We start from the raw sequence: 12,599 nt of genomic DNA, 5'->3' as shown, positions 1-12,599 counted from the left end.
CCGGTCCGGCGTCAGCTTAATGGCAGCCATGGCACTGACCACGCTGGCGGCACCGGCACTGGCGGCGCCAAAATCCCAGTCGGTTGAAATCCGCTTTGCCGCCGCTGTGAACGGTGCGCCGCTCACCTGTGGTCAGCGTTACACGGGCATCGGCAGCACGGGCGCGAGCCTTGAACTGCAGGACTTCCGGATCTATGTGTCGAATTTCCGCCTCCTCACTAAGGACGGCAAAGAGGTGCCGATGGCGTTGACACCGGACGGTGTGTGGCAGGACGACAAGGTGGCCTTGCTTGATTTTGAGAACGCAACCGGCAACTGCAACGGTAACGCCCCCCTGAACACAACGATCAAAGGCACGGCGCCGAAGGGCGACTATTCGGGCGTGGTGTTTGACATCGGTGTTCCCTTTGAGATCAATCATCAGGACCCCACTCTGGCCCCGGCGCCCCTCAATCTGTCGGCCACCGCCTGGCCGTGGCGAGTGGGTTACAAGTTCACGACCATCGATCTTGAAACCGCTCCAGCCGCGGGAAAAACGGCCTCAGCCAGCGGCTTTTCGATTCATCTTGGCAGCACGGCTTGCGGGGAGGGGTCGTGGGTGACGCCGCCGAAAATGGCCTGCAGCAACCCCAACCGTCCCGAATATCGCTTTACCGCGTTTAATCCGAAGACCAATACGCTGGTCATGGACCTTGGCGCGGTTCTGGCGACGACCGACATCACCACCAATGCGCCGCAAAGCCCATCCGGTTGCATGTCGAGCGAAGAGGACAATGACTGCGTGGGCCTCTTTGACCGTCTGGGCCTGACTTTCAGAGGCAAGCCGTCGCAAGGTCAGGCCTTCATAACCGTAAAATGATCAAACGCGCTGTTGTCATAGGTTCGATCGTCGTAGCCCTTGGCCTTGCAGGGTTGCAGGCCAGCGGCGCTTCGCGCGTCGAAGCGCTCGGGGACTGGGTGGAAAGCCACTTTGATTTCAGGCTGCCCGCCTGGGCCCCCAAACCGCTGGAGCCCAGGGGCAACCCGACCACGGCCGCTAAGGTCGAACTGGGCCGCTATCTCTTTTACGACACGCGCCTGTCACGGGACGGCTCGATGTCCTGCGCCTCGTGTCATGAACAGGCGCGTGCCTTCACGGACGGGCGCGCCACATCGCCCGGCGTAACGGGTGAGCACACCAAGCGCAATTCGATGTCTCTGGTCAATTCAGCTTATTTTCCGGTGATGACCTGGTCGAACCCGTTGCTTCATTCGTTCGAGCAGCAGGCCCTCGTTCCGCTGACCGGGACGGAGCCGGTGGAACTGGGGCTATCCGGCCGGGAAGACGAGATGATTGCCCGGCTGAAGGCCGAACCCGTCTATCCCGCCCTGTTTCGCAAGGCTTTCCCACGCGAGAAGGGAGAGATATCGTTGGCGACCGTGACGCGGGCGCTGGGAGCGTTTCAACGCTCGATCGTCTCGTTTCGCTCGCCTTATGACCGGTATCGTTATGAGGGCGATGTCGATGCCGTCTCAGACTCGGTTTTGCGAGGGGAGGCCTTGTTTTTCAGCGAGAAGCTGGAATGTCACCACTGCCATAATGGTCTGAACCTCTCAGATTCGGAGCGCCATGCGCGCAACAGGCTGGGGGCCTTTGCCTTCCACAATACCGGGCTTTACAATCTCGATGGAAAGGGCGCTTATCCGCCCGATAATCAGGGGATCAAGGAAATCACGGGTCGCGCCGAAGATATGGGACGCTTTCGCACCCCCAGCCTGCGCAACGTCGCGGTGACCGCTCCTTATTTCCATGATGGCTCGGCAGCAACGCTGGATGAGGTCATTGATCACTATGCGGCGGGCGGGCGTACCCTTAAAGAGGGGCCGAACAAGGGAGAAGGCCGCCTCAATCCTCTGAAGAGCTCGTTTGTGCCGGGCTTTTCCCTGACCGAAAAAGAGCGGGAAGACCTCAAAGCCTTCCTGCGGGCGCAAACTGATGAAGAGGTCCTGCGGGACCCTAGATTTTCCAATCCCTGGCCGAAACCTTAAGGAGGCGATATGAAACTCAAGGTCCTGACGCTTGTAGCCGCGCTGATCAGCTTGCCTGTGGCAGCCAGTGCCCACACGCCCCTGATCGCTACGGTGCCGCAAAGCGGCGAGGTACTCACGGAATCTCCGCCGGAAATCGTTCTGACCTTTGCCGAGCCCGTGCGGCTTACCTCTCTGGTCAGCAAACATGCAAACGGACAGAAGCGCCTGAAATTCTCACCCGCAGGCGAGTCGGACAGCTTTACTGCCGTCTCCCCGGACCTGCCGGCCGGGCGCAATGAACTGAGATGGAAGGCCTTGTCGCCGGACGGTCATGTGGTCGAGGGCGTGATCATCGTCAATATCCGCAAAGCCCCCTGATGGACGGTGGATTGACCCTGGAACTGGTGTTCAGCACCCTTCTCAAAACCATGCTCTATGGGGGTGTGTTTGCGACCGCAGGGCTCATCTTTGCGGATGCCTCGCTTTACGGTTACCGCCGACGGCTTGAGCTGAACAGTCTGGGTCTGGCGGCCTTTACCGGCCTGATCGCGGCGACCCAGTTCTGTTTCCTGTTCCTGCGTCTGGGGGGCGGATTTGATGCGCCGACCCTGTCGGCTCTGTTCGGATCGGCCGCGGGCTTAAGCCTTATCCTTCAGTTCGTCAGCGCGGTTGCCATTGGACTAGGGGGCACTCGCCCGCTCATTCGTTTGGCGGGGGCCGTCGGTCTCGTGGCCGGACTGGCCTTTTCTGGCCATATGGCTGCGCGTGCTGGGGTCGGTGGGGCGATTTTCGTGGGACTGCATATCGGTCTGGCGACCTGGTGGTTCGGGGGGCTCTGGCGTCTTTTGTCGCTGGAAAGCCCGACTGAGTTAGGAGAGGTCGCGCAGAGGTTCAGCCAACAGGCCTTTGGCGCGGTTCTGGCGCTTGTGATGGCGGGTCCCTTCATGGCCGTCATTCTGTTGGGAACCGAAATCGACCTGTCTCAGCCTTACGTCGGATGGCTGGTCCTCAAGGTCGCCCTGGTTGCGGGGCTGCTTGGCCTTGCCGCCTTCAATCGCTGGCGGCTGGTTCCGCGCCTCGCTGAAAGCGAAGCCGCCGGTCAGTTGTTGCGCCGGGTGGTTAAAGGCGAGGTGGGGCTATTTGGCGCGGTTCTCGTTGTCACCGCCTGCCTGACAACCTTGAGCGCCCCCGTGCATCGCTTTGAAGCCCCGGTCCTGAGCGAGGCGGCGCCGCCGGTTGTTGAGGCCGGAGCCTTGCGCATCAGCCAGTACGCCATGCGTGCCACACGCGGCACGGTTCCGGTGAGCGCGATCTATCTCACGGTGGATAATACGGGAAAGACCCCGGACCGCCTCCTGAGTGCGCAATGCGCCTGCGCCGAGACGGCCTCCTTGCACATTATGTCGATGAGGGACGGACTTATGGGAATGGCCCCCGCTCCGGAGGGTTTCAGCGTCCCTGCCCAGGCCGGTCTGGTGCTCGCGCCCATGGGCGCGCACATCATGCTCACCGGGACGAACCGTCCTTTGGTCGAAGGAGAGCGACAAAAGGTGATCCTGACGTTTGAGCGAGAGGGTAGGGTGGAACTCGACATCCCGGTAACCGGGCAGGTGAGCGCCCATTCCCACAATCACTGATCTGAGCGTGTGGGACAATCTGTCCAGTGGACACCCCGCTCTCTCCCGATATCAGCAAGGTTTACCTCTTTCAGCCCGCACCATGGCCCATCACTCTCAAGACATTGAACAGGAAACGCTACGCAAAAACCTGCTGCAGTTGATCCATCTGCGCGGCATGGCCTTCTATGGCCAGTTGGCGACGATCCTGACAGTTTATTACGGCTTCAACCTGGTTATCCGAATCGGGGAGATGCTCTGGGTCACCGCCGCGCTCGTTGCGTTCAACCTCTGGGCTCTTTATCGATACAAATCCAAAGCGCGTATCAGCGATTTTGAGTTGTTTGCCGGGCTCATGGTCGATGTGGTGGCCTTTACCGCGCAGCTTTACCTGAGTGGCGGCACCTCCAACCCATTCATCCTTCTGTACCTGCTTCCGGTGATCATCGGTTCGGTGCTGTTAAAACCGCTCTACGCCTGGAGTATCGCGGCCAGTACGCTGGTATTTTACGCAGGCCTGAGCTTCTTCCGGCAATCCTATCCGGCAGCGCATGAACACCACGGCGGCACCTCTGCTGGCTTTGACATGCACGTGCACGGGATGATGATTGCCTATGCCATGGCAGCCTGTCTGGTGGTGTTTTTTGTGTCGCGGATCACGGCCAATCTTCGGGCTCGCGATCAGGAACTGGCGCAGCTTCAGCAGCAGTCTGCGGAAAACGTACAAATCGTGCGGATGGGGCTGTTGAGTGCGGGCGCCGCGCACGAACTGGGCACGCCTCTGACGACCCTGTCGGTAATCCTCAAGGACTGGCACGACCTGTCAGTGCCGCGTAAGCGCGCCGAGCAACTGGCGGACATCCAAACGATGCAGACACAGCTTGAGCGGTGTAAAGCCATCATCACCGGCATTTTGTCAGCTTCGGGTTCAGCCAGAGGTGAAGGCGCGATGGCCACTTCACTCAGAGGCTTTCTGGAGCAGACGCTGGGCGACTGGCAAAATCAAAACCCGGACGTCATTCTGGATGCCTACCTTGATGTGCCTGATGTCAGCGTGGCCGCTGACCGCGTCATGTCTCAGACCCTGACGCACCTTCTGGATAATGCCGTTGAAGCCGCTGGCCGAGACAAGACGGTAGTATTTATGGCCAGAGTAGAAGCTGACACGCTGATCCTGGCCGTTGACGACGAAGGGCCGGGCTTCCATCCGGATATCTTATCGCGGATCGGTGAACCCTATCTCTCAACAAAGGACGAGGCCGGCCGGAGTGGTCGGGGACTCGGCCTCTTTCTGGGGCATAACACGCTCCGTTCGCTGGGCGGACAACTCATCGCTTCGAACCGGGCGAGTACAGATGGGAAGGGGCCGGGTGCGCGTGTCGAACTGAGGCTGCCTCTGGGGGCCATCCTTTTGCAAGATGAGCGTGACCTGTGACCAATCTGACGACCCTGATTGTTGATGACGACAAGGATCTGGCCGCGTCTCTGGCCCGGTCATTGGGCCGACGCGGCTTTAAGACCCATGTCGCCCACACGGCGGAAGACGGGGTTGCGCTGGCTGAGACCCTGAAACCCGCTTTTGCGCTGGTCGATCTTAAAATGCCCGGAGCGTCGGGCCTGGAGTGCGTCAAAGGCCTGCATGCGCTCGACCCGGACATGCGTATTGTTGTTCTGACCGGCTATGCCAGCATCAATACGGCGGTGCAGGCCATCAAGCTGGGGGCCACGCATTATCTGGCCAAACCCGCCAACGCCGATGAGATTATCGCGGCGTTCGAGCACGATGAACCCAGTACCGACGTGGCCCTGACCCCACGCCCGACCTCGATCAAGAATCTGGAATGGGAACGCATTCACGAGATGCTGGTCGAGACCAACTACAACATCTCCGCCACCGCCCGTCGACTTGGGATGCACCGTCGCACCCTGACTCGCAAACTGGCGAAACAGCCTGTAAAGTAACCATAGGTATAGGACATTTTGTCCAACTGTCTGGGGCCGGGAACTCCGTTACACGGCCTCCCAACTGTGAGCGACGTCTGGTCGCATCCGACTTGGGGACTATGGGCATGTTCATCTCTAAAAAAAATGCACTTCTGGCCACGCTTCTGGCGGGGGCATCTGTGCTTCCTTTGAGCGCTCACGCGGCCGAGACATCCGAAGCACCCGCCGAAGACAAGGTTGAGAACATCATCGTTGTCGGACAGAAAAACACGCCGATCACCGTCAAGCCCAGAGGCCTGTCCGTCTCTTTGGGCCGGGAAGAGTTTGAAAAGGTCAACGCGCTCAACGTCGAAGACCTGATGAAGTACACGCCCAATTTTTTTGTCCGCAAGCGCTTTGCCGGTGATGACAATGCGGTGGTGGCTATGCGCGGTGCCAATACCGTGCAAAGCGCGCGCACCATCGTTCTCGTCGATGGCTTCCTCGTGTCCAACTTCCTCGGTAACCGGTTTGATTTCCCGCCGAAATGGAACGTGGTCGGCCCGTCGGAAATCCGGCAGTTCGATATCGTCTACGGACCCTATTCGGCGCGCTATAACGGCAATTCGATGGGGGGCGTGGTCTCGATCACGACCGATGAGCCCAAGGCCAATGGCGGGTACGCCACCGTCCAGAAGATGATCATGCCGTTCAAAGAGTACGGCTTTGATGAGACGTTTGAGGGCTACAGCTTTGAAGGCGGCCTCAACTGGAAGCCGCAGGGCAGCCGTCTGGGCCTTCGCGCCTCTTATCGCCACTTTGAAAATACCGGTCAGTCGATGACCTATAACCTGCTCTCGCGCGTTGCCACGCAACCGACCTCGGCCTCGGTGCAGGCGACCTATACCGATGTCACCGGGGCCTATGTCGATCCGCGTCTGGCCACGCCGGTGTATGGGGCGCAGTCGCCCGTCGATGTCGTGCAGGATCAGGCGCGGCTGCGCGCCAGCTATGATCTGGGCGCGGGCTGGAAAGCCGATGGTCTGCTCGTCTTGTGGAAGTCATCCCAGAACCTGACCGACGCGCGCACCTGGTTGACGGCAACCTCTACCGGACTGCCTGTCTATCAGGGCCGCGTGAAGTTCAACGGGGTGTACTACAACGCTACCGGCATTACCCATTCGACCTCTGAGCGCACCGAGTACCTGGCCGGTGGCCGTGTCAGCGGCCCCTGGGGCGGATGGGACGTGCGGGCTAATTTGTCGCGCTTCTGGATCGCCGAAAGCGACGGCCGGGCCTCGAATGATTTCCAGACCGGGCTGTCGTCGGGCGCGGGTCGGCAGACACTTCAGGACACACCGGGCTGGTGGGCCTTTGATGCCTCCATGCGTCAGGCCTTTGGCGCCCATGACATCACCTTCGGTGTCAACCAGAACCTTTATAAGGCTGGTCAGACCATCTATTCGGTCACGAACTGGCGCACCGCCGCCAATGCCACCTATAATTCCGGCACCTTCGGCAAGACCTCCGGGTTCGGCGTCTTCGTTGAAGACGAGATCAGCCTGAGCGACCGCACCGAATTGACGCTGGGTGTCAGAGCCGACCGCTGGCGCGCCTTTGATGGCGGTCTCGGCGGCCTGAATAGCGCCAACCAGAAGGTTATCACCCGCTACGACACGCGCAGCCAGACCTCGGTGGATCCGAAACTGTCGCTGCAAACCCGAGTCTCGGATACGCTGAGCCTGCAATTGAGCCTTGGCACCGCCACGCGCTTCCCAACCGTGGGCGAGCTCTATCAGGGCACGTTTGATCCGGTCGCCCAGATTATTCTGCCTGATAGCTTCGACCCCAATCTCAAAGCCGAAAAATCGAAGGACATCAGCCTGATTGCCCGCCGTAAGTTCGCGCGCTCGAACCTGACCCTGTCGGCCTTCGGTCAGGACATTGATGACGCCATCTTCTCCTTCCAGGGCATCAATCAGTACGGCAACACGGTCTCCAATTATAAGAACATCGCGCGCATGAAGCAGTATGGTGTGGAAGCCATCTATGAGGCCAAAGACTTCCTCATCACGGGCCTCGACCTGAACGGCAGCGTGTCATGGATGGACGCCAAGACGGTTGAAAACCCCGCCAACCGGGCAGCCGAGGGCGTGCAGTTCCCGCGCATCCCGCGCTGGCGCTCGAACGGCAGCCTGACCTATGCCTTCACCGAGAAGCTGAAAGGCACGATGGGCTGGCGCTATGCCTCTCGGCCGAACTCTGACCTCTTCGGGTTGTCGCGCGGCCGCGCCTTTGGCTTCCAGAGCGAATACAACACCTACGATCTGAAGGTGAACTATGCGGTAACGCCGCGGACGCAGGTCAGTGTGGGCATTGACAATGTCGCCAACTATCAGGCCTACGTCTCGCACCCGCTGCCGCAGCGCACCGTTCTCATCGAACTTAAGTATCGTCAGTAGAGGCTGTCCATGTCCACGTCCGTTGAGGAGTCTCTGAACCGCGCCAAGCGCCGCCAGGCCATGGTGCGGGCCGTCTGGCGCTGGCACTTCTACGCGGGCCTGTTCTGCATCCCGTTCATCATCATATTGTCGATCACCGGTTCTCTCTATCTGTTTAAACCCCAGATCGAGAGCGCCATAGACCGGCCATACGATGCTCTGTCCTTTACCGGGCCGGTGAAATCCATCACCGAGCAGGTGTCAGCGGCCAGTGCGGCCCATCCGGGGGCCAAACTGTCATCTGTTGAGGTGCGCCAGAACCCTCAGGATGCCACGCGCGTTGTGTTTACGGAGAACGGCGAAAAGCTGAGACTGTACGTTCACCCCCAAACGCTCGCGATCCTCAAATCCGTTCCTGAGGAACAGCGCTTTATGGCGCAGGTGAAAAACATTCACGGGGAGCTTCTGTCCGGAAAGGTCGGCGAGATCATCGTGGAACTGGCTGCCTGCTGGGCCATCGTCATGATCCTCACCGGGCTCTATCTGTGGTGGCCGCGTCAGGCCTCAGGGCCGGCGGGCGTGCTTTATCCACGGACAGGCATGGGCAAGCGCCTGTTCTGGCGCGACCTTCACGCTGTGACGGGTATCTATGTCTCATTTTTTGCCCTGTTCCTGTTACTGTCAGGGCTTCCGTGGACCTCCGTTTGGGGTGACGCCTTCAAGCAGGTGCGCGTCGTTACCCACACAGCGGCTGTCAAACAGGACTGGAGTTCGGGCCGCGCCGCTGACCGCAAGACGGAGCGCGCGGAAACCGGTGTTTCAGAGCATGCCGATCATGAGACGGGCCAAGGTCAGCATGCCGGTCACAAAGGTCACACCAACGGCACGCCTGTGGTGTCAGTCGACCGCATGTACGCCACAGTACAGGCGCTGGACCTGCCGGCGCCCGTGACAATCAATGCGCCGTCGAAGAAGGTCAAAGACTGGACCGCCCAATCCAACACGCAGAACCGGCCGCTCAGGGTGACTCTGAAGCTTGATCCCCAGTCCGGTCAGGTTTTGAGCCGCGAAACCTTTGCCCAGAAACATCCCATTGATCAGGTCGTTGGGTATATGATCGCCGCGCATGAAGGGCATCTTTTCGGCTGGCTAAACCAGGCACTGGGCGTCTTTACCGCCCTGTCTCTGATCACTCTGTGCGTCAGTAGCGTCGTCATGTGGCTGAAGCGTCGTCCGGCGGGGAAGCTTGGTGCGCCGGAGCCGGCAGCGACCACGCCAGCGGGCATTGGCCTCCTGATACTGATCGTGGCCTTAGGAATATTCCTGCCGGTTTTAGGGATCAGTCTGATCGTCGTTGGTACGCTTGAATTCCTGATCCTGAGACACTTACCGGGTGTCCGGACCTGGCTGGGGCTGCGAGCGGCATAAGGTCTGCGTCCCTATAGGCTGACTGAAGTGGTAAGGACACTCAAACCTGTAGCGTGAATGCCGCATCCGCCTTGCAATCCCCGCGTTTATTTTGAATCTGCTTCTCATTTTCAACTAATGCGCGTATTGTTGCGCCAGTACCGCCGGTAGGGCGCGGGGCGTGGGAGACCGAAAAAGCCACTCCGGACAAATGCGTTGGACATCCAATGGTTACGGAGTCGGTCATGCTTTATGCAAACGGTCAGTATTCTCTTGAGCAATTTATAGAAGACACGAGCAGGGTCCGATCCGTCGACCGGCTGTTCGACCTGTTCATCGATGCCATGGCCCACATCGGTTATGATCGGGTGAACTTCTCGGTCCTGCGCGATCTGGATCTCGACGCGTCCGCCCAGGGCTTCGGGCTGATCAGCACCTATCCCGCGGTCTGGCAGGACTACTATGCCCATAACGGTCTGGCGCGTATCGACCCGGTCGTCAAATGGGCCGTGGGTTCCGTTCGTCCCTTCCGCTGGAATGACATCGAACACCAAACCGAGCTCACCCGTCGGCAAAGACATTTCCTGCGCGAAGCTGAAGACGGCGGATTGTACAATGGCATCGGCGTGCCATTCCCGGGACCGAGGACCCTTCGGGGCGGTATCGCCCTGGCGACGTCCGTCAGACGGGCGAGGCAGTTGGAAAACCTCGATGTGTGTAGTTCGGCGTCAAAAGTGGGATCACAGCAATTTCAATAATTATTTGATTTCGATGAGATATTTGCAATGCCCGGGTTCCGATCGGCGCCGATCGGTACCCGGGCATTCCAGAGTTTACCGTTGCAAATCAGGCGGTTAAAACGGGATGAAGACGTCCCGGGGTGGACGCCGATCCACATCCTATGAATGTGTCAGTACACTAGTGTCCTGTTGAATCTGAAATTCGCCATAGGGTGATATCAATCGCATGTGAATTTCAGATTCATGACACTAGGTGTTAGCCTCGTCGTCCATAAGCCGCATAGAAGGCGGCAACGGCGGCATCGACCTCGGCTTCGATTTCGGCCTCGTCCGGTTCGGGGAGGTAGTTGAGGAAGCGCGCCTTTTGATAACGGCTCTGGCACAGGGCGATGAACTGATGCGCCGCGCGTAAGGTATCGTCGATGACGAATTCGCCGGCCTGGGCCGCCTCGGCCAGAAAGTTGGCGGCATTACGGGCACCACGCAGCGGGCCGTTTTCGTAAAAGGCCCGGCCTATGTCAGGCCAGCGTTCGGACACCGCCATGATGACGCGGTAATTGCGCATGGTTGAGTCGGCGGTCACGATGCGCAGATACTGACGGGCCCAGCGGCGCAGGGCTTCGCGATAGCCGCCGCCCTCGACCTCAAACGAGTCAATTAGCCGCGCATGGATGGCGCAATGGCGATCCACGAAGGCTTCGAACAGTTCTTCCTTGCTTTTGAAGTAGTTATAAAGCGTGCCCTTCGAGCCGCCCAGCTTCGCGGCGATGGCCGACATGGACGCCGCATCAAACCCTTCTTCGAGGAAAATCCGGCTGGCCACATCCAGTATAGCTTCACGACGGGCGTCCTTGTCGGGACGAGATTTTAACTCTTGCATCTTAGCCTCAGTGTGGCGTGCAATCATTTGCAGACGTTGCGACGGACCACGTTTTGAATATGTGTCGTCGATACATCAGCTTGCTGCGGCGCGCAAAAAATTACTGACCGTACCGTACGGTTTTATTGACAATATAGCGAGCGCGGCGTATAGGCGCAACAGATAAATGACCGTACCGTACGGTTCGATAAACTGAGGGCGTACCTGATGTTTGTATTTAAACGACCCGCAATGGGTTTGCTTATGGGCGTTTCGGCCCTGGCGCTTACCGCCTGCGCCGCGCTGCCCAAGACTGAGCCCGTTTCCCCTATCCCGACCGCCAGTGCTGTGCCTCAGGACATGCTGATCGGCCGCTGGTGGGAAGGCTATAAGGACGCGCAACTTACCGATCTGGTCCAAACGGCCTTGCGCGACTCCCCCAGTCTGACCGCTGCCGCCGGTCGTCTTCTGAAGGCGCGCGCTCTGGAAGATACGCAAAAGGCGACGCTCTATCCTACGGCGACGGCCCTGGGGGCGTCCTTGCAGATGGGGGGTAAGGATCCCGCCATTGATGCCCTGACCCTCGGGGGCATCAATTTCGGCTGGGAACTGGATTTCTGGGGCAAGAACCGCGCCGGGGTGAAGGCCGCGGTGTCGGTTGCCGAGGCCGCGCGCGCCGACGGTCAGCAGGCCGTGCTGGTCCTTTCGACCTCTCTGGTCAATGCCTGGTTCGAGTTGGGTCATATGTACAAAGACCTCGATGTCGCCGAGCGCAATCTGGCCATTCGTACAGACACCCAGTCCCTGGTCGCGCAAAAGGTCGAGGGTGGTCTGCGCCCGCGCGCCGAGCTGGAACAGGCCCGCGCCAATGTCGCCAACAGCAAGGGCGAGGTGGCGGCTCTGAATGAGCGCATCCTGATTCAGCGTCACCTGATCGCGGCGCTGGCCGGTCAGGCCCCGGCCTTTGGCGAAACCCTGCCGAGACCCGTCCTGCCCGATACGCACGATTTCAAGGCCCCAACGCGCATTGATCTGGAGCTGGTTGCCCGCCGTCCGGACGTGGCCGCTGCGCGGGCGCGGGCCGAACAGGCCGTACACGGCACTGAGCGCGCCAAGGCGTCCTTCTATCCCAATGTCAACCTGATGGCCTTTGCGGGCAAGGTGTTCCTCAACGACCTGTCCGGGTCGGGCATGGACGCCATCAATGCCGGCCCGGTGATCAGCCTGCCCCTGTTTGAGGGGGGGAAGCTGCGCGCCAATCTGCGCGGCACCGAAGCCGATCAATCGGTCGCTCTGGCCAGCTATCACCAGTCCGTCATCAACGCCATGCAAGAGGTCGCCGATACCGGTGCCAGCCAGACGGCGCTGAGCGAGCGACTGAGCCTCTCCAACGAAGCCCTCGCCGCCAGCGAGGAGGCCTATCGCATGGCTCGTCTGCGCTACGAGGCAGGCCTCAGCGATTACGCCAGCCTGCTGGTTATCGAACAAAATCTCCTGTCGCAGCGGACCGCCAATACGGCCCTGCAAAGCCGCGCCCTGACCCTCGAAGTCGCTATGGTCAAGGCGCTTGGCGGTTCCTACTGAATTCCACGCTGAAGAAAAA

The 12,599-nt window shown here is 59.8% G+C and carries 11 protein-coding genes; 10 read left to right on the top strand and 1 reads right to left on the bottom strand.

All coding sequences use genetic code 11. The annotated features are described in order from the left end of the window. The first annotated feature begins 19 nt into the window (after positions 1–19). The 9 genes from EM6_RS04175 to EM6_RS04135 all read left to right on the top strand — a co-directional run bounded on the left by EM6_RS04175 (position 20) and on the right by EM6_RS04135 (position 10,155). The gene (locus tag EM6_RS04175) at positions 20–859 is read left to right on the top strand and encodes an MbnP family copper-binding protein (RefSeq protein WP_172961126.1); all 840 of its coding nucleotides are present in this window, start codon (positions 20–22) and stop codon (positions 857–859) included. After that, entirely contained in the window at positions 856–2,028 is a 1,173-nt protein-coding gene (locus EM6_RS04170) for a methanobactin export MATE transporter MbnM (RefSeq protein ID WP_126420462.1), read from the top strand. Before EM6_RS04175 ends, EM6_RS04170 begins: the two co-directional genes overlap by 4 nt. A gap of 9 nt (positions 2,029–2,037) precedes the next feature. Then, a complete protein-coding gene (locus EM6_RS04165) occupies positions 2,038–2,388 on the top strand; it encodes a copper resistance CopC family protein (protein ID WP_126420461.1) in 351 nt (116 codons plus the stop codon). Further along, positions 2,388–3,647: a copper chaperone PCu(A)C gene (locus EM6_RS04160; protein WP_172961125.1), complete on the top strand. Its 1,260-nt coding sequence runs from the start codon at positions 2,388–2,390 to the stop codon at positions 3,645–3,647. Before EM6_RS04165 ends, EM6_RS04160 begins: the two co-directional genes overlap by 1 nt. Positions 3,648–3,654: 7 nt before the next feature. Then, positions 3,655–5,061, top strand: a complete 1,407-nt coding sequence (locus EM6_RS04155) for an ATP-binding protein (protein WP_126420459.1) — start codon at positions 3,655–3,657, stop codon at positions 5,059–5,061. Next, on the top strand, positions 5,058–5,588 hold the full coding sequence (locus EM6_RS04150; RefSeq protein ID WP_126420458.1) for a response regulator transcription factor: 531 nt from the start codon (positions 5,058–5,060) through the stop codon (positions 5,586–5,588). The genes EM6_RS04155 and EM6_RS04150 overlap by 4 nt, the downstream gene beginning before the upstream one ends. 107 nt (positions 5,589–5,695) lie before the next feature. Further along, a complete protein-coding gene (locus tag EM6_RS04145; RefSeq protein ID WP_232037088.1) occupies positions 5,696–8,011 on the top strand; it encodes a TonB-dependent receptor in 2,316 nt (771 codons plus the stop codon). Positions 8,012–8,020: 9 nt separating this feature from the next. Further along, positions 8,021–9,418 (top strand): PepSY-associated TM helix domain-containing protein, encoded by a 1,398-nt coding sequence (locus EM6_RS04140; protein WP_126420456.1) that lies wholly within the window; start codon positions 8,021–8,023, stop codon positions 9,416–9,418. Between the two features lie 224 nt (positions 9,419–9,642). Then, entirely contained in the window at positions 9,643–10,155 is a 513-nt protein-coding gene (locus EM6_RS04135; RefSeq protein WP_172961124.1) for an autoinducer binding domain-containing protein, read from the top strand. Positions 10,156–10,393: 238 nt separating this feature from the next. On the opposite strand, the gene EM6_RS04130 is transcribed toward EM6_RS04135, so the two are convergent. Further along, a complete protein-coding gene (locus tag EM6_RS04130; RefSeq protein ID WP_126420454.1) occupies positions 10,394–11,017 on the bottom strand; it encodes a TetR/AcrR family transcriptional regulator in 624 nt (207 codons plus the stop codon). Between the two features lie 243 nt (positions 11,018–11,260). On the opposite strand from EM6_RS04130, the gene EM6_RS04125 reads away from it, so the two are divergent. Next, positions 11,261–12,580 (top strand): efflux transporter outer membrane subunit, encoded by a 1,320-nt coding sequence (locus tag EM6_RS04125; RefSeq protein WP_172961123.1) that lies wholly within the window; start codon positions 11,261–11,263, stop codon positions 12,578–12,580. The last annotated feature ends 19 nt before the right edge of the window (positions 12,581–12,599 follow it).

The sequence above is a fragment of the Asticcacaulis excentricus genome (assembly GCF_003966695.1).
GTDB classification, from domain to species: Bacteria; Pseudomonadota; Alphaproteobacteria; order Caulobacterales; family Caulobacteraceae; genus Asticcacaulis; species Asticcacaulis excentricus_A.
The sequence above is the reverse complement of the archived record's forward strand: the minus strand, read 5'-3'. Positions and strand labels throughout refer to the sequence as shown.

Excerpts from the sequence above, each read along its gene's own strand:
- EM6_RS04175 (WP_172961126.1), top strand. The coding sequence starts at position 20 with ATGGCAGCCATGGCACTGACCACGCTGGCGGCACCGGCACTGGCGGCG.
- EM6_RS04170 (WP_126420462.1), top strand. The coding sequence starts at position 856 with ATGATCAAACGCGCTGTTGTCATAGGTTCGATCGTCGTAGCCCTTGGC.
- EM6_RS04165 (WP_126420461.1), top strand. The coding sequence starts at position 2,038 with ATGAAACTCAAGGTCCTGACGCTTGTAGCCGCGCTGATCAGCTTGCCT.
- EM6_RS04160 (WP_172961125.1), top strand. The coding sequence starts at position 2,388 with ATGGACGGTGGATTGACCCTGGAACTGGTGTTCAGCACCCTTCTCAAA.
- EM6_RS04145 (WP_232037088.1), top strand. The coding sequence starts at position 5,696 with ATGTTCATCTCTAAAAAAAATGCACTTCTGGCCACGCTTCTGGCGGGG.
- EM6_RS04140 (WP_126420456.1), top strand. The coding sequence starts at position 8,021 with ATGTCCACGTCCGTTGAGGAGTCTCTGAACCGCGCCAAGCGCCGCCAG.
- EM6_RS04135 (WP_172961124.1), top strand. The coding sequence starts at position 9,643 with ATGCTTTATGCAAACGGTCAGTATTCTCTTGAGCAATTTATAGAAGAC.
- EM6_RS04130 (WP_126420454.1), bottom strand. The coding sequence starts at position 11,017 with ATGCAAGAGTTAAAATCTCGTCCCGACAAGGACGCCCGTCGTGAAGCT.
- EM6_RS04125 (WP_172961123.1), top strand. The coding sequence starts at position 11,261 with ATGGGCGTTTCGGCCCTGGCGCTTACCGCCTGCGCCGCGCTGCCCAAG.